The 16,087-nt window shown below is 60.6% G+C and carries 12 protein-coding genes; 2 read left to right on the top strand and 10 right to left on the bottom strand.

Annotation, left to right across the window (positions count from 1 at the left end; all coding sequences use genetic code 11):
* Positions 1 to 16: 16 nt before the first annotated feature.
* Genes LB516_RS00660 through LB516_RS00670 form a run of 3 tightly spaced genes read right to left on the bottom strand, consistent with a single transcriptional unit; the run spans position 17 to position 2,580 of the window.
* On the bottom strand, positions 17 to 691 hold the full coding sequence (locus LB516_RS00660; protein ID WP_140614635.1) for a sugar transferase: 675 nt from the start codon (positions 689 to 691) through the stop codon (positions 17 to 19).
* The gene (locus LB516_RS00665) at positions 688 to 1,824 is read right to left on the bottom strand and encodes a DegT/DnrJ/EryC1/StrS family aminotransferase (RefSeq protein WP_224718726.1); all 1,137 of its coding nucleotides are present in this window, start codon (positions 1,822 to 1,824) and stop codon (positions 688 to 690) included. Before LB516_RS00665 ends, LB516_RS00660 begins: the two co-directional genes overlap by 4 nt.
* A 33-nt stretch (positions 1,825 to 1,857) precedes the next feature.
* Positions 1,858 to 2,580: an NDP-sugar synthase gene (locus LB516_RS00670; RefSeq protein WP_015316392.1), complete on the bottom strand. Its 723-nt coding sequence runs from the start codon at positions 2,578 to 2,580 to the stop codon at positions 1,858 to 1,860.
* 420 nt (positions 2,581 to 3,000) lie between these two features.
* On the opposite strand from LB516_RS00670, the gene LB516_RS00675 reads away from it, so the two are divergent.
* Complete coding sequence (locus tag LB516_RS00675; RefSeq protein WP_015316391.1) at positions 3,001 to 3,672, top strand: LuxR C-terminal-related transcriptional regulator; 672 nt, start codon at positions 3,001 to 3,003, stop codon at positions 3,670 to 3,672.
* Position 3,673: 1 nt separating this feature from the next.
* Here LB516_RS00675 and LB516_RS00680 read toward each other — a convergent pair whose 3' ends face one another.
* Positions 3,674 to 5,413 carry a PAS domain S-box protein gene (locus LB516_RS00680; RefSeq protein WP_224623121.1) on the bottom strand — a complete coding sequence of 580 codons (1,740 nt, stop codon included), beginning with the start codon at positions 5,411 to 5,413 and terminating at the stop codon, positions 3,674 to 3,676.
* Between the two features lie 184 nt (positions 5,414 to 5,597).
* Here LB516_RS00680 and LB516_RS00685 point away from each other — a divergent pair, with 184 nt between their 5' ends.
* Positions 5,598 to 6,299, top strand: coding sequence for a helix-turn-helix transcriptional regulator (locus LB516_RS00685; protein WP_224623123.1), 702 nt, complete (start codon positions 5,598 to 5,600; stop codon positions 6,297 to 6,299).
* Between the two features lie 132 nt (positions 6,300 to 6,431).
* Here the strand turns inward: LB516_RS00685 and LB516_RS00690 are convergent, their stop codons facing one another.
* Genes LB516_RS00690 through LB516_RS00715 form a run of 6 tightly spaced genes read right to left on the bottom strand, consistent with a single transcriptional unit; the run spans position 6,432 to position 15,534 of the window.
* Positions 6,432 to 7,493, bottom strand: a complete 1,062-nt coding sequence (locus LB516_RS00690; RefSeq protein WP_015316388.1) for a glycosyltransferase family 2 protein — start codon at positions 7,491 to 7,493, stop codon at positions 6,432 to 6,434.
* A 1-nt stretch (position 7,494) separates the two neighbouring features.
* The gene (locus tag LB516_RS00695; protein ID WP_015316387.1) at positions 7,495 to 8,802 is read right to left on the bottom strand and encodes a lipopolysaccharide biosynthesis protein; all 1,308 of its coding nucleotides are present in this window, start codon (positions 8,800 to 8,802) and stop codon (positions 7,495 to 7,497) included.
* A 34-nt stretch (positions 8,803 to 8,836) separates the two neighbouring features.
* Positions 8,837 to 11,071, bottom strand: coding sequence for a GumC family protein (locus LB516_RS00700; RefSeq protein WP_411969371.1), 2,235 nt, complete (start codon positions 11,069 to 11,071; stop codon positions 8,837 to 8,839).
* A gap of 1 nt (position 11,072) precedes the next feature.
* Entirely contained in the window at positions 11,073 to 13,064 is a 1,992-nt protein-coding gene (gene asnB / locus LB516_RS00705; RefSeq protein WP_224718728.1) for an asparagine synthase (glutamine-hydrolyzing), read from the bottom strand.
* A complete protein-coding gene (locus tag LB516_RS00710) occupies positions 13,064 to 14,326 on the bottom strand; it encodes an O-antigen ligase family protein (protein ID WP_224718729.1) in 1,263 nt (420 codons plus the stop codon). Before LB516_RS00710 ends, asnB begins: the two co-directional genes overlap by 1 nt.
* Complete coding sequence (locus tag LB516_RS00715) at positions 14,323 to 15,534, bottom strand: glycosyltransferase (RefSeq protein ID WP_224718730.1); 1,212 nt, start codon at positions 15,532 to 15,534, stop codon at positions 14,323 to 14,325. Before LB516_RS00715 ends, LB516_RS00710 begins: the two co-directional genes overlap by 4 nt.
* Between the last annotated feature and the right edge of the window lie 553 nt (positions 15,535 to 16,087).

Genomic DNA, 16,087 nt, shown 5'->3' on the forward strand with positions numbered 1-16,087 from the left:
CACACAGAAACAGCCTTCAACGCCTGAGTAGCCCGACAGGCACCCAGCCGATTACCGCCAGAAAACCGAGGATCATCCACACAACATCCGAAGCGATGGTTCGTCGGGGATAATAGGAAAGATCGAACTTGGCTTTGATCGGAAACAGCGCCTCCCTGTAGAAGGACGACAGGTCTCCTGAGACCGGGTAGAGAGAGGCTTCGTGACGGAAAAGAACTTGCGTCGGGCCGACCAAGCCGGGTTTATATCTTAGAACCGCCTCGAAGCCGCCATGGAAGCAGTCAGCAAAGGCGAGGCTTTCCGGCCGTGGCCCGACGATGGCCATATCGCCTCTGAGCACATTCCAGAGTTGCGGCAATTCATCCAGTTTGGTGCTGGCCAAAATGCGCCCGATCTTCGTCAGCCGACGGTCGCCTATGCTGGTCAACGCAGGGCCCTGAGGATCACACAGAACCTCGAATTTGCGGAACTTATAGATGTGAAACATGCGCCCCCCTGCACCGATGCGAGGCTGCCGGAAGAGCACGGGGCGTCCGCCCTCGAGAAATAGCGCAAATGCAATCAGCAACATCAGCGGCGCGAAAACGATCGCGGCCAAGGATGCGGCCACGACATCCATCGCGCGTCTGCCAAAACCATGGCTCACGCCTGACACGACGGGCGGGTGTATGGATAGATCAAACGCGTTCATGCGGCGGTTCCCGCGTGGATGCCGCCGTTGAGCGCGGTCGCCAGGACGTCCACCACGGCTTCAACCGCGGGCGCGGTAATCTGAGGATGCAGCGGAATGGTCAACTCTCGTTCCGCGAAATCCTCGGTGCGCGGCAGTCGGGTACCCGGGTAAAGCTCACGGTAGAGGGTCATCTGATGAACGGGCGGGTAATGGACCGTGGTTTGTATGTCCTGCGCCCGCAGCTCATCGACGACATGCTGCCTATTGACGTAGCGCGGCAAGAGGATCGGCATGATGTGGTAAGCCGAGGCTCGCGGTTCTTCGAAGGGTATTGTGATTGCCGGGCAACGCAACGCGATAAGGCGCCGGTACAACACGACAAGAATGCGCCGTATCTCGTTCCACTCCTGCAGGTTCTGGAGTTGAACCAAGCCGATCGCGGCCCGCATTTCGTCCATTCGGTAGTTGAAGCCGAGCATGGTCACATCGTAATGCGCGGTGCGGCTGTTCAGTCGCTGGCGTGTTCCGGTGGTCATGCCGTGCGCGCGAGCCTGGCGAATCCTGTCCAGCAGTTGGGGGTCCCGGGCAATTACGGCCCCGCCCTCCGCCGTCGTCATGTTCTTGTTGCCGTAGAAGCTGAAGGCGGCGCCCGCACCAAAGGTGCCAACCGCTTTTAGGCCGGGAGCATGTGCCGCATCCTCGATGATCGAGAGCCCGCGTGCGCTGGCGAATGCTTGCCAGGCGTCCTTGTCGGCAAGATAGCCGGCGAAATGAACCAGGATCACGGCCCTGGTGCGAGGGCTGCAGCGTGCTTCTGCTTCTTTGAGCGACATCAGAGGGACGTCTGCCGATTCTATGTCGACAAAGACAGGAGTGGCGCCGACATAGAGCACTGCGTTCGCGGTAGCCACGAAGGTCAGCGAAGGAACCAGCACCTCGTCGCCCGGACCAATCCCCAATCCGTGAAGGATAAGATGAAGGGCTGCGGTGCAGGAACTAACCGCTACGCAGCCCTCTGCCTCGTGCATCAAGGCAAACGCCTCTTCGAAAGCCCGGACCCGTTCACCCATCGTCAGCCAACCGCTGTCGATCACTTTCGCCAAAGCCGCTTTTTCTGGCACTCCCAGGACCGGGGAACTTACCAAGAGCATCGTCACCTCCTCGATGATCCTCGCGCCTGGCCGTTACGCTGCCGCGGCGGCCACTTCGATGGACGCCGACTGCTCTTCCCAGGAAACTGTCTGCGCGTTCTGGAAGTCCTCGACGCGTCCGATGTCGAGCCAAAGACCTTCGTGCTTGTAGACATGCACGACGCGTCCGGCCTGGAGCATCTGCAGCATGAGGTCGTCGAACCCAAACGGTATCCCGGATGGGATGAAGTCGAGGACGTCCGGGTTCATGCAGTAGATGCCCATGCTTACCAGATGCGACAGCGCAGGCTTCTCGCGGAAGACCTGGACGGTGTTGTCAACCTCGTCGATCACACCGAAATCCATCTTGGTAAGCCGCAGCGAAGTCGCTATCGTGACGGAGTCCTTGTGCAGGCGGTGCGCTGCGGTAAACCGGCTGATGCTCAGGTCGGTCAGCACATCGCCGTTCAGGACAATGAACGGCTCATTCAATTCGTCTCTGATCAAGGAAAGCGGGCCGATCGTTCCGAGCGGTTCCATTTCCTGCGTGTAGCGGATCCTCAGATTCCACTGCGAGCCGTCACCGCACACGCTCCGGATCAGGTGCCCGAGATAGCCGGTGGTGACGTAGACGTCTTCGATTCCGCTACGCCGCAGCCATTTCAGCAGCAACTCGAGGACTGGCCGCGCGCCAATTGGCATCAGCGGCTTCGGCAAAACCGATGTAAATGGCCGAAGGCGCGTTCCCATGCCACCGCATTGAATTACCGCTTTCATTCGATCCTCCCTACGCACATGGCCAGAGTTGGCCTTGACGGCTGAAACTGCATCCGGAGCCAAGACGGCGAACCGCCTCGCGCAGCAGGGTTTCAGTTGTCCGAACCTGCGAGAGATTAGGGAGCCAACCGGGATACTGTCGTCGTGCGTTTGAATGGCACGGGCGAATTTCTCTGATCCCGGAACCGTAGGGACGAAACATATCCCGCGGACCTGACGGGCGTGGTCGAGACGCGCAACAGACCAAGGTCCCACTTGAATTGCGATTGAAGGTAAACATTTTCCTAAAACCGAGCTACATTAGCGTACGGTAATTAGCAGGACGGGGTTGTAGGACGTCGGGGTCCACCTTTCTGGACGTACCGGCGCTCCTGCAAGGCGCGGCCAGGTAGTGCGGGTTGTTTGTGCGTGGGGGTTTCTATGTACAAGATCGTCATAGCCGATGATCATGGCCTTTATCGACGTGGCTTGCGCATGGCGCTGACAGCCGGAATCCCTGGAGCCGAAATAATCGAGGCGACCTGTTTTGATGCCGTGGTTGGGCTCCTGGCCGAACACGAAACAATTGATCTTGCGATCTTGGACCTGAACATGCCCGGGCTGCTCACCCAGGAAGTGCTCGGCGACGTTCTCGCCGCCTATCCCAAAAGCAGGTTTGCGATTGTGTCAGGAAACGATTCACGATCGGAAATTTTGTTGGCCCTTTCAGTTGGCCTCCACGGCTACATCGTGAAGTCGCAGCCGGATGAGGAGGTGGTGCTGGCCGTCAAAGAGATCTTGTCAGGCCGCATCTATGTACCAGCCCTCCTGTCGCGAAGCTCTGGCGCAGCCGCGCCTCAGACGCATAGATCTCCCGTGGAGGCTTCGCACCAGGCCTTGGCCAGCCCAGGTTCTCTGGGAAGGCTCACGTCAAGGCAAAAGGACGTGCTCAAGCTTATGGCCGAAGGTTATTCGAACAAGGAGATCGCCCGCGATCTCGACATCGCCGAGGCCACGACGAAGATCCATGCCGCCGCAATCTTGCGTGAACTGGGAGTCCGAAACCGCACCGAGGTGGCTGTTTTGATGAGGACATGGCTTGGAACGATCTGAGTTAAGGCTGAATCTCGCCCTGGGATAGGCGTAGCTGATATCGCAACCCACCAGCCGACATTTCCAGTTTCGAAGAGTGACCGACCAAGGGCGTTCCATCGGCGCCAAGGACAATCGACCCAAAACCTTTCCGCAGGACAGGCTTGGCATTTCGGCCGCCTCGTTCGATCCAGTCGAACACGATGTCGCCGTCCGAGCCCTCGGGTGCGACGCCCCACCTTACCTCCACCTGGCCTTGGGAGTTCCCGAGCACCCCGTGCTTGACCGAATTTGTCGTGAGTTCGTGGACGACCATCGCGAAACTTTCGGCAGCCCCCCCGACGATTCTGACATGAGGCCCTGTGATCGTTGCTCTGTGTGCCTCGGCGTAGGGGCGAAGCGCATGTGCGACAATATCGCGGATCGTAGATGATAACTCTGCATTGTTGATCAACAGCAGGTGCGTGGATTCGAGCGCCCGAATTCGCTCTAAAAGATCTCCTCTGTACTTGGAAATATCCTGGTCTGAAGCAGGGATCATTTTCACGACAGCCGTGATCACGGCAAACAGATTACTGAGCCGGTGCCGCTGTTCAAGTATAAGCCGCTCCTGTCTTCTCACCGCGGCCCGCAACAGTGTTGTCTGCCGCCGCTCGGTAAGGTCAGCCGCGATCCCGAACCGCTGATGATAGCCATCGCGGATGTCCTCACGGCCGCGCAGGGCAATCCAGCGGAACTGTCCGTCCGACCGCCGAACTCGAACCTCTGCGTCGTAGTTGGCGGTTGCCGCGATGAATTCTGAATGGGCCCCGAGTTTTGGCCAGTCCGCCGTATGAATGATCGCCGACAGCTCGTCCAGAGGACGGGAAGCGGCTGGCGGCAAACCAAGAATTTCCCAAAATTGATCTGAACCGGAGACAATTCTCTCCTTGTAGTCCACGCGCCATGTGCCAAGCCTTCCGGCGAGCAGCGCAAGGTCCAGCCATTCCTTTTGGCTCAAGAGCGCTTCGCTTGCAGCCCTGCGTTCAGTGATATCCTCGAAGACGACAAATATGCCCATCGGCAGTTGTTTCTCCGGACCAGACCAAGAGAGGGTCACGCGAGCCCAGAAAACAGTGCCATCCTTCCTTCTCAAGCGCATTTCCAAGCCAAACGACGGCGCCTCCGCGCTTAGACCACGTCCAAGCCTGGCGAACAGATCGCGTTCGTCAGGATGAACGAGCGTTTCGATATGCTGGCCGACGAGCTCTTCCTGTGCGTAGCCGGACATACTGCACATGCACATGTTGACCTGCAGCAGCTCACCACGGTCATTTGCGGTCGCAAATCCCAAGGCGGCCCGCTCGAAAGCCCAGCGATATCGCGCTTCGGTCGTCTCGATGGCGGTAAGCCTGTTCTCGGCGACATCGAGCGCGCTCCTCAACTCCTGCCTTGAACGATGGAAAAGAAAGGCGATCATCCCGCCGGACAAGGCGAGGAGAATGGCCCCGGAAAGATCATCTCCGACCAACTGACCGTTCGCCGCCAGGCGAACTGCCAAGCCGACAGCCACCATGGCAAACGTGGCAGCCATCGCAGGCCAGCGGTCCTCCAGGAAGGCGATGATGACAATCGCCGGCACACATTCCAGAAAGGCCGCACTGCCACCACCTGTCAGCGACGATTCCATCTCGATAAAAAGGGTAGCCAGCAGGACGGCCGACGAAACCAGATGTTGTCGTAGCCTGTCCGACAGTACGGGACCGCCTATCCGCAATCTCATCCTGACTACCTACAACTTTTGGCTTAGCCAATGCGGCTTAGAGCCTTTGGTTATCGGACCTAGTGCTGCTGCTCGCTTTCGCGCGCCGAAATGTCAGCCTATCAGAATCATCAGAAGAAAGTTCCAACACTTAGCCCATGCGCTGGCGCCGATCTGACAGCGAAACCGGAAAGTGGTGACGACAATGAACCTGGTCGAACGGCCGAGAAGTACTGTTTTCCAAGTGCAACGTGCGATGGCGGCCATGGGGCCTGGCAGCAGGCCGTCTCCCTTGCGCCATGCCCAAAGCTCCGACCGGCAGGTTGAAAGGCCTGCTGCCGCCACCGAAGGTGACCAACCGGCGCTGCATTCTTTCCCGGGTATGCTTGATCGCCTTGGCTACGGATGTCTCGTGCTCAGCGAAACCAGGAAAGTCCTCAAGTGGAACGCCACCGCGCGCGTCATTCTCAGCGGTTATGGCAGCCAGGTGAACAACGCCGACGGCCTTTCGGGAGCGCTCAGAAGCCTGATCGCGAACGTGCCGTGCCACCTCAACCCCGGATCGTTTGCATGGATTGTGATCCGCAGCAGCGGAGATCGCCCCGTTGTCATCAACGAGCGCGGCCTCTTCGCAGCCGACAACACGATCGTCGTCGCCCTGTTGGACCGAGAGACGAAATCGGCGCCCAACCCTCAAACCCTGCAGCGAATGTTCGGTTTGACCGGAGCCGAGACACATCTGGCGGTGCGGTTGGCAAAGGGCTACACCCCGTTGGAAATCGCTGAAAGTTGTGCGCTCAGCCGGACGACCATCCGAACCCAGCTCGCATCACTGTTCGCCAAAACTGAAACCAGGCGTCAGGCAGAATTGGTCACCCTTCTCGCACGCGTCTCGGTGTTGCCCTAGTTCCCTGAACATCCGGGGATGATCGTGTCCAGCCTTGTGGCCACCGCAGGGGCGGCCGTCGTGAGTCCGTGCCCCATAAATCGGTTCGGCGCGTGCCGCGTCCCGTGCACGGCCTTGAACGGGTCAGCTCCATCACTGTCTTCGGGTATACCATGGCCCTAGGACCGGGCGGATCCTGAACAGGTATTCCACGAGGTACTGGCTTGCGATCTTCATCACTGATGGGCGAAGAATTTGCAGCGTGTCGCGGATAGTCACGGGCAAGGACTGGTGATGAAATCTGGCGGGTACGCGTGCAACCCGCAATGCTCGCAAGAGGCTCTCGGGGTCAGGAAGATTCCTTCTGTTTTCGAGCAGCTGCCAATTAAGCTGCTTAACCGCAAGCGTAACTTCGTCCACTTCCGTGTAGCTCTTCGATGTGGTGATGCTCGGATGGTTGGTCGCGTCGTAAAAAATCAGACCCTCATTAATCGCAACCATGTCTCCGTGACCGGCTAGGTCCACGAAGAACAGTTGGTCGACGCCGGCGGGGATCGATTTGTGTGCACGCATTCGGCATCCAGCCTGAAGAACCTTGCTGTTGATCAACAGTGTCGAGGGAATGATGCCGAGGCTCCTCGTCGTCCGGACAAGGTAAAGATCCCTGAGGCATTGCTGGCTCGAATAGACTGAAACGCGGTTTTGCTCCGATGGCGTCGAGCGGAGCATGATCCTGCCGTCTTCCACGATATTGGCCGCACAGGTCATGAATGCGGCCGAGGGATGCTCCTTGGACACCTCGGCAAATCGCTTGAGCGCGCCGGGCGCGAGCCAGTCGTCGTCATGCAGCAACTTGATCCAGGTGCCGGTGCAAGCCAGCATGGCATTGTTGGTATTCTCGACCTGGCCTCGCCCCCTGCCGTTCTCGACAATCCGGATGCGACCGTCGGCACGCGCATAGTCGTCGACGATCCTCCAGGACAGCCCTCCTTGCCCCTCGTCGTCGCTAACCACCAGTTCCCAATTCGCAAAATCCTGCTGGAGGATGCTGTCGATTGTCCTTCGAATGGTATCTGGCCTGCGAAAGGTCGGGATGGCCACTGAAATGAACGGCCGCAGTGTCACCAACTCCGCCGACCCCTCATCTTGCGAAGGTCCGACCCCTGTTGGCAGGGCTGCGGAAGGAAGGGCGTCGCGACTGTCCATCTGCGTCATGTTATCTTTCCTCCAAGGCGATGCACCGGCTGCGAGGCGACGTCTCGTCCGGTTGAACACTTTGCTTCAACAGATAGAGAGAGGCTGCCGTCTTGATGAAGAAGCCCCCGGCGCCGCCGGCAGCCATGAGATAAATGACAGTGAGAGGTTCCCAGCCAGCTCTGGCGCCGGCTAGAAGCGGACCAAACACGAGCACCGTCCTTACGGCATCGACGACCAGGCGCACCTCCTGCCGTCGCAGGAGAGCCGGCACATCCTGAAGCGGCGTCGACAAAGCTTGCACCGCGCCCATGAACGCCAGCGCCGTCATGATTTCGGCGGCGGGCAGCCATGGCCGTCCCAATAGGGGTACGACGAGCTGCGGTGCGGCGAGGCCAAGAGCCAGAATGGGTAGTGAAGTGAGCCCGCCGGCAAGGATCAGCAGGCCTCGTGCGAGGCCGAGCAGATGCCTGCGGCCGCCGCCCTTATTGGCTTCGGCGACAAAGACATTGCTGAGCGGCGTGGCAATGAGGGTGACGGGGCCGGTGACGAGCCGCGACGCGACGCCCAGATAGCCAGCATAGGCGGTCCCGAACATCGAGCCGACGAGTATCGCCGGAAGGTTGTTGATGGCGAAACTTGCGACCGTTGCCGGGATGTCGAACAGTGGAAATTTGTATTCGCGCCTGGCCTTTTCAAAGACCGTTTGCCACGGCGCGCGGGCAATACCGCACACGTCCTCCCAGCGGAAAATCCGAACGCCAAGGAACCCAATGAAGATGAATTGGCTGAGAATGTGAGCGTGCACCATCGCCTCTCCTCCGAGATGGACGATGCCGAACATCAGTTGCAACAACGCCATCGTCGCGGGCAAGATCAAGCGGCCGAGCGCGAAGTCGCGCAGCAGGCCGGCACGCAGGCTCCAGCAATTCATGGTCTCCACAAGACCTGCGCCTGCCATGCCGATCGGGACCAGCCACACAAGGTCAACAGCGCGGACCGGAACGGTGCTCGACAACATAACCCCCGCCGTCAAGGCAAGAACGCCGGTTGCCGACACGGCCAAAAGAATGAGCTTAACCGTGACGTATGCCTGCGCGTCGCTCTTGACGCCGTACAGCGAAGCCTCAAAGCGCAGTGCCGCGACCGCCCCCAGTATGTTCACGGTCGAAAGATAGATCGTGAACAAGCCGAAATCAGCAGGAGAATAGAGCCTGGCCAACACCGGAATGGTCGCGACAAGAATGAGCTGACCGGCAATCGCCATGGCCGACACGCCACCGGCCGCTCGAAGGACCTTGCCGATCGGGCTTTGAGGAAGTCGGATCATGGCGAGCCTTGCTTACGGCCGGTGCCGGTCGAATTCATGAGATCCTCTCGCGCAAAAGATCGGCACTGTCGCCAAACCGATACCTGCCGTACCGGGTGAGGTTCACTCGGGTAAGGACGCTCGCCACCGGAACCGAGAGCGTTCCGTCGCTCAGGAGCTGCTCCACCACCCCGCGCGCGACATGCCGCGAGGTTCTTGCCCAGCGAACGGTAACGAGAACCGCGTCCGCCCAGCTCTTGAGGAACATGGCTTCTGGCCCAGCCAGCCCCGATGGCCCGTTTATGATGACGAGGCTGTACGCCGAGTGCAAATCTTCCCTGCACTTGGCGGTGTCGACACGCGCCAGGAGAGCCAAAAGATCTTCTGCAGGTGCCATGGTCGTCAGGTCGATGCCAATTTCGGGAATGCTGGCGACCGCGTCATCCAAGGTACAACGACTGCTGATGTAATCCGCGAAGGAATGACGAGCCTTGGGTCCGTTGAACTGGCGCAGAAACTCGGGCGTAAGTTGGGAGCCCGCCCGCTGGAGATCCACCAGAAGAACACGATTGCCCAGTCGGGTGGCCGCCAAGGCCAGGCCCCACGCAAGCTCGGTCGCTCCGTCAGCCCGGACGCTTGGCGTGAGCAGGATCGTGTGCGGAGCACGACCCCTTGCCTGATTTGGCGCGGCCGCGACCAGCAGCGACGTCACCGCACGGCTGTAGGCCGACTTGGGCTGGCCCAAAACCAGGTCACGCAACTGTTTGGCGTGCATCCTGCCCGGTTCGGGCACGAGCCCCACGCACGGTATCCTGAGCACGGCTTCCGCCTCCGCTTCACCGCGCAAGGTGCGATCGAAGCGATTTCGCATGAGAACCAAAACGGCGCCAAGGAGGCCGAACGCAATCATTCCCGGTGGAACCAAAAAAACCGGCGGCAATGTCTGCGGAATTGTCGGCGGCCATGCAACGGAAAGGACCGAGACCCCGGCGGACGGAGCTCCGATGCGCCGCTTCAGGTCCTGCTGGCGGCCGAGAAGTTCGTTGTAGCGTTGCGTCAAGAGGCTGACTTGAGGTTCGAGCGCCCGCAAACCGGCGAGCCGGCTGGCCGTGTCGGCCGCGACCGCATCGAGCACACGCATTCGATTTCCCAGAGCCTCGACCTGGGCACGATAGATGTCCGCTTCAGCGACGATATCAGCGATTACCTTTTCGATCGCGACGGAAAAGGCATTGGCCAGATCCTTGTCCGCTGGCGCCCTGGCCACGCGAGCCGAAAGGTCGGCCAACTCCTGCGTGCCGGCGGCCTCGGCCAGGGTCGCGGCCGGCGCGCCCTGCTTTCGAAGCTCCTGGATACGCTGGAGCCGGGACTCCAGCGCCGCCAGATCCGCTTTGGACATCGATATCTGTTGGCTGAGATCCGCCCTCTCCCCGGCCACCTTGTCAGCCGAGCCTTGATCGACCGCGCCATGGCTCAGCCGATACTCCTCGAGCCGATTGGACGCATCCACCAGTTCATTCTGCAGTTTGGGCAAACTGGCGACGACGGCGTCAAGTTCCTGCATGTTCGACGCCTGACTTTTCTGCGCGAGATCGTCGACATAGATCTTGGTGAATGTATTGGCCACCAGCGCCGCGCGCGCCGGGTCATCGTCCGAGAAGCCGACGGAAATGACCCGGGACCGGAGCTCTTGTCCGACCCTTACCCCTTTGCGCAGCGCTTTCATCTCGGCGGCCTCTGCTGCTTGCGGCGCATTGGTGGATACAACATCCCGCGGCCAAAGGCGCTTCAGCAGATCGCCAGCGAAAGAGTGCGATGTCGGCGGATCGGCGGCCGTTGGCCCCTGGCTGGAGCTTCCCTTCCCGGCTTGCGGTTGTGCGGTCGCGTTGGCCGGGCTCGGTTGACGCAGCGCTGCGGCGACTCGACGAAGGTGACTCTCCGACGAGAGCATCGTGATGTGGTCGTCAATGCTTGAATCGATCATGTCCTGCGCTGAGCCCGGGCTGGCGGGAAGGGCCGCCCTGGCAGGAGCGTCTATGATAAGCTGACTGGTGGCTTCGTACATGGTAGGGCGGGTTATTCCCGCCAAGGCCGCCAAGATGCCGCCGACAACCGCGAAGAGCAGAATGATCCATTTCCTGCTCGCCAATGTCACCAGCAGTTGGCGAGACGGGGTTGCTGAATTCGGGGCGCTTCTGGGAGGCCGTACGCGGGCCCTGCTTTCAGGAGCCGGGGCAGCCACCGGGGTGGCTCGTGGCAATTCAATTCGGCTGACTGCGGAACCCGCCATTTCATACTCCTGCCAGATCGAGTTCACGGGATGAGTTCGATGCCGACGCCTGCCGCTTGGCCTCGTTGCACCAGGCTTGAAACATCAGCACCGACCACAGTTCACGGGAGCGGTCCTGTCCTGCAACGTGATCGCGCCAGCAGGCGTCCACCTTTGTGCTGTCCAGCAAGCCTTCGCCCTGGTTGCGAACATCGGACAGAATATCGGTGGCCCAGTTGCGCAACGGGCCCCGCAGCCAAGCCGCGATCGGCACGTCGAAGCCCTGCTTCGGCCGGTCGACCAGCCGTTGCGGAAGATAACGACACAGCACATTTCGAAGGATCCACTTGCCTCTGCCGTTGCGAACCTTCATGGCAGCCGGAAGGCGCCAAGCGAATTCGACGGCGCGGTGGTCCAGCAGGGGACAACGCGCCTCGAGGCTGTTGGCCATGCTGGCTCGATCCAGTTTGACGAGAATGTCACCAGCGAGGTAGCCGGACATGTCGTCGTACAGGAGGCGAGACAACAGCCCGTCGAGCCGCGGTGCAGAGACTATGGATGCAGGAGTCTCGTGCCGGGTGAGGTTTTCGGCCGATGATCCCGTCAGCCGCCTGTGCAGCTCGTCTTCATCCTTCGCGGCGAGAAGCCAGGCGAAGCGAGTGAGCCGATCGCTGCGCAGCGCATGCCGCACATGCGACGGAAGTGGCAGGTTGCCAATGAAATCGTGACGAGCCGCCCTGGACAGCATCCCTGCGCCGGCCGCCACCGTTCGTCGTGCACTTGCGGGTAGACCTTGGTACCGTTTCAGCCGGTCCGCCATGAAGTGGCGGCCATAGCCTGCAAAGCACTCGTCTCCGCCGTCCCCCGACAGCGCCACGGTCACGTGCTGGCGGGCCAGCCGCGCCACCAGCAGAGTCGGTATCTGCGATTCGTCGGCGAATGGCTCATCCCACACCGTTGGCAGTTCGGGGATCACGTCACGCGCGGCGGCGGCCGAAAGGTGTAGTTCCGTGTGGTCGGTGCCCAGATGGCGCGCTACCTCGGCGGCGTAAGGGGCCTCGTCAAAGCCGCTCTCCGCGAAGGCGATGGTGAAAGTGCGCACGGGATTTGGAGATTGAGCCTGCATCAAGGCCGCAACGGTAGAGCTGTCGACGCCGCCCGACAGGAAACCGCCCAACGGAACGTCGGCGATCATGCGCTCGCGAACGGCAAGCCGGAGCAGATGATCCAGTTCATTGGTCAGATCGTCGTCACTACCGGCGATCTGTTGTTCTCGCCCGTTCTTGGCGACTTCGGCCAGCGACCACCAGCGACTTGCGCCCTGCGAAAGGGAGGCGGCCCCGCGCCCCTCCGCCACAGTCGCGGCCGTGAGGGTCAGGACCGAGCCGGGTGGCAGCTTGAAGACACCTCGCCAAATGCAACTCTGATCCGGGACCCACCCCTTGGAAAGCATTGCAGTGGCGGCATCCAGATCGATCTCCGGAGAGTAGCCTGAAAAGCGGCTGATTGCTTTCAGTTCGGAAGCAAAGACCAGCGCATGCCTGGCTGAAGCGATGTAGAGGGGCTTTTTGCCCAGTCGATCCCGCGCGAGATGGAGGGTCCTCGTCTTCAGGTCCCACAAGGCGAACGCGAACATGCCAGCAAAACGCTGGAGTGCGGCCTCGAGGCCCCAGCTCTCGATCGCACACAACATGACTTCCGTGTCGCTGGTGCCGCGGAAATGGTGGCCGACGCCTTCAAGCTCGAGACGCAGGTCACGGAAATTATATATCTCGCCGTTGAAGGTGATCGCATACCGACCGCTTGTGGACAGCATGGGCTGTTGCCCCGTTTCCGACAGATCGACGATCGCCAGCCGCCTGTGGCCTAAGGCAATGCCTGCTTCGCGATCCGTCCAGAGTCCTTCGCCATCCGGACCGCGGTGACGAAGCGCCATCATCATTTGCCCGATCTGATCGAGCGACTTGGGGTCGGCAGCATTGGACGCGAGAAGTATCCCGGCTATCCCGCACATCACATCACCTCTGAAGGCTCAAGCTCGCGCCGGAAAACGCTTGGCGGTCCCGCGACGAGGCAGAAGGTCAATGCAAACCACACGATCGGATGACGAATGATGAGGTGCGGTATGCTGAACACGGCTGCGGACGCCACGAGCACCAAAAGCGCGTCGTAGCGAGCGCGCCAGGCGGACATGGCCGCCGATCCAACGATCCACAGCAAGGCGATGACGGCGACCAGCCCGCCCTGCAGATAGAGGTCGAGAACCGTATTGTGCGCTTCGAACGGCCGCTCCAGAAATTGCATGTCGGCCGTCGGCGGGCGCTCCAGGTGGGGGCCAGGACCGAGGCCGAGCGATGCCGATTGCAGCCCCTTCTGAAGCGCCTCATCCCACAGATAAACCCGAAGCTCGAATGTTTCAGCCGTGGCCTCGCCGCCTCCGTCCTTGGTGAGGCTCTTGGCAAAATTCGCCGCAAAGCTTTCCTCGCTAAGAAGATAGGGGGTCATCGCTATCACCAAGGGGACAGCGCCGACCATCAGCAGAAGTGCGATCTGCCTGGGCAGGCTGGTTCGATTGCCATCGGATGCCAACCATGCCTTCAACCGCAACCCGAGGAAGGCGACGCCGCTTACAATCGTGGTGTAGAGATAGGCATCGCTCCTGGTCAGGCGGCCGACAAAAAAGATGAACACGAGGCTTGAGAGCGCAAGGACCTGACCCCACCGATTGCGAGTAGTGGTTGCAAGGTGCAGCGCCAGCGGACCAAGAAGCGCGCAATAGAGCGCGAGCTGGTTCGGGTTTTCAGACCAGCCGCGGAAGCGGTCCCAATACCAGGGATCGACGCCGGGCTGATGGAGCCAACCCCACGCGATGGCGAGTTGGATGGCAAATATCGCGTCGGCGAACGCGATCGCCCACCAACCGCTGCGTCGAAGACGACGCCCCGCGTCCGGCTCAACACTCGCCAGGCAAGTGATGCTGGCCAACAGCACGTAGGCCATTGTGTCGTGCAACAACCCTGTCGGGTAAAGCAGGGTGGTCAAGTAGCCGACGATCGTGCCGATCCCCAATGCGAGAGAAAGGAGCAGCCAAAAAGTCGCGAGTTGCGCGAAGGCTGGTGTCGCTTCGACGCGCCCGCCGACCAACATTCGTCCGGCCGACAGCATGATCCAAAGCGCCAGGAGCAGTTCGCCATAGCCGAATGGCATGCCGGGGACGGAGAGCTGCGACGCGGCTGACAGGATGACACCGCCGGCAAGCAACGCGTCGCGCATCATTGCCGCGCCCCGTCCAACCGGCGGTTCGCAATGCCGCTCTCCAGAGGCGATGGAGCAAGCAAGCCGCGAGATTTGGTCCTGAGATTGCTCTTATAGACATCGCAGTACTGGTCGACGATGCCCGGCAGGGCAAAACGCTCCCTGACAAGCGAGGCGGAGCGCTGCCCCATGGCCGCTCCCAAGGTGCGGTCCGACAGTATGTCGACTATCCGGTCCGCAAGGGCGCGAGCATCGCGCGGCGTGATCAGATAACCGTTCCACCCATCTTCGACGACGTCGCTGCAACCGGGCATTCGCGATGCGACTATCGGCAATCCAGCGAGTCCGGCTTCCAGCAAGACGCGCGGAACGCCCTCGCGATATTGCGTTGGGAAGGCGAACAAATCAGCCATGCCAAGCAGACTGGGGACATCATGCCGTTTGCCCAGCACGGTTACCTGAGAAGCAAATCGTTGGATTTCGGACTTTTCGACGGCGAATGGTCCTTCCGATTCCCGTGGGCCAACGAGCACGAAACGCGCATGAGGTCTTTTGGAGAGAACGTGCGGAATCGCCTCGAGAAGGGTCGGAATGCCCTTAAGGCGGGTGAGCCGGCCGACAAAAATGACGATCTCGGCCGATTCCAGTCCGAATTCCCGCCGCATTGCCGCTGGTGATGAGGCAAGACGTCTTGCCACCGCGAATGCATTGACGTCGATGCCCGACCCCTGAATAAGGCGTCCGCTGCCGCGTGGGATCAGCCGATAGCGCTCAAAAAAGGCTTGGTCGTCGCGATTTTGGAAAACCGTGGCAGCAGTCCAGAAGGAAGCAACCCACTGCAGACCGCAGAAGGCGGGCCGCATGGCCAAGGCTCGCGGCTCCAGCGATGAGAAGGTCCAGCCCAAGCCGTTGATCGTGCGGACGACCGGGACTTCTCCCCGCACCGCCAGCGGGGTTAGCAAATTGGGTTTCGTATCGAAGCTTTGGACGATGTCGGGGCGGAGTTCCCGCAACAACCTTCGCAATGTCCTGATCGTCCCGGCTTTGCCGCTGCCATTGGCAAAGCGATTGAACTCGTAGCGGCGGTGCGGAATGCCGTGCCGTAAAAACAGAGCTTCATCGCCGGTCGAGACCGCGGTGACCCGAAAACCCCGCTCACGGAGTTCCATCAGAAACGAGATCCTCAGGGCGTGATCCTCGCCGCCGATGCAGACCAGGTGCGGGTTCATCGTGCCGCTCCCGAAATCCAGCGGGCCTTCGGCTCCCATAAGCGGCTCGAACTTGGATCGTTTCCCATGGCCCGATTTCGTTGCGATTTACACCAGCAATTCAGGCTACGGGCAGGGCTGGCCGTTGTCCTCGTCCGTTCGAATGACGCAACTAGGCCATGCTTGCGTGCCAACGGCGCAAGGATCAGACCGCGGGCTGGACTGTTTGGATCGAGACGCCGTGCGCTATGGGATCAGCCGCGCGAATGCGCATTCATCGCGAACGGGTGATCGGACTATCAAGATTGCTCGTTGGGGTGGGTTGAGGTCGATCCGAGAACGTATATTCATAGGCTCGGCGGCGGCCGTCTTGCTCGAATACCCGGATCCAGCGGGCCTCGGAAGCACGAAGCGTGATTTCCCGGTTTGTCGCGAGCTTGGCTGCTCGAAACGGAGTTGGTGCGACTACCTTGTGGGTCACCACGACTTGGCCGGCGAAAATCTCCTCGACTTCGTAGCTTGGCACGTCATCCATCCCCTGCGCGATGGCACCAAACCACGATCAAGGCAGAAT

Origin of the sequence: Mesorhizobium sp. CO1-1-7 (assembly GCF_020164885.1) — a bacterium.
GTDB classification, from domain to species: domain Bacteria; phylum Pseudomonadota; class Alphaproteobacteria; order Rhizobiales; family Rhizobiaceae; genus Mesorhizobium; species Mesorhizobium australicum.

What these genes read in the sequence shown, in the direction of transcription:
- LB516_RS00710 (WP_224718729.1), bottom strand. Translation starts at nt 14,326, where the DNA reads ATGATGCGCGACGCGTTGCTTGCCGGCGGTGTCATCCTGTCAGCCGCG.
- asnB (WP_224718728.1), bottom strand. Translation starts at nt 13,064, where the DNA reads ATGTGCGGGATAGCCGGGATACTTCTCGCGTCCAATGCTGCCGACCCC.
- LB516_RS00685 (WP_224623123.1), top strand. Translation starts at nt 5,598, where the DNA reads ATGAACCTGGTCGAACGGCCGAGAAGTACTGTTTTCCAAGTGCAACGT.
- LB516_RS00670 (WP_015316392.1), bottom strand. Translation starts at nt 2,580, where the DNA reads ATGAAAGCGGTAATTCAATGCGGTGGCATGGGAACGCGCCTTCGGCCA.
- LB516_RS00680 (WP_224623121.1), bottom strand. Translation starts at nt 5,413, where the DNA reads ATGAGATTGCGGATAGGCGGTCCCGTACTGTCGGACAGGCTACGACAA.
- LB516_RS00660 (WP_140614635.1), bottom strand. Translation starts at nt 691, where the DNA reads ATGAACGCGTTTGATCTATCCATACACCCGCCCGTCGTGTCAGGCGTG.
- LB516_RS00675 (WP_015316391.1), top strand. Translation starts at nt 3,001, where the DNA reads ATGTACAAGATCGTCATAGCCGATGATCATGGCCTTTATCGACGTGGC.
- LB516_RS00695 (WP_015316387.1), bottom strand. Translation starts at nt 8,802, where the DNA reads ATGATCCGACTTCCTCAAAGCCCGATCGGCAAGGTCCTTCGAGCGGCC.
- LB516_RS00715 (WP_224718730.1), bottom strand. Translation starts at nt 15,534, where the DNA reads ATGAACCCGCACCTGGTCTGCATCGGCGGCGAGGATCACGCCCTGAGG.
- LB516_RS00700 (WP_411969371.1), bottom strand. Translation starts at nt 11,071, where the DNA reads ATGGCGGGTTCCGCAGTCAGCCGAATTGAATTGCCACGAGCCACCCCG.
- LB516_RS00665 (WP_224718726.1), bottom strand. Translation starts at nt 1,824, where the DNA reads ATGCTCTTGGTAAGTTCCCCGGTCCTGGGAGTGCCAGAAAAAGCGGCT.
- LB516_RS00690 (WP_015316388.1), bottom strand. Translation starts at nt 7,493, where the DNA reads ATGACGCAGATGGACAGTCGCGACGCCCTTCCTTCCGCAGCCCTGCCA.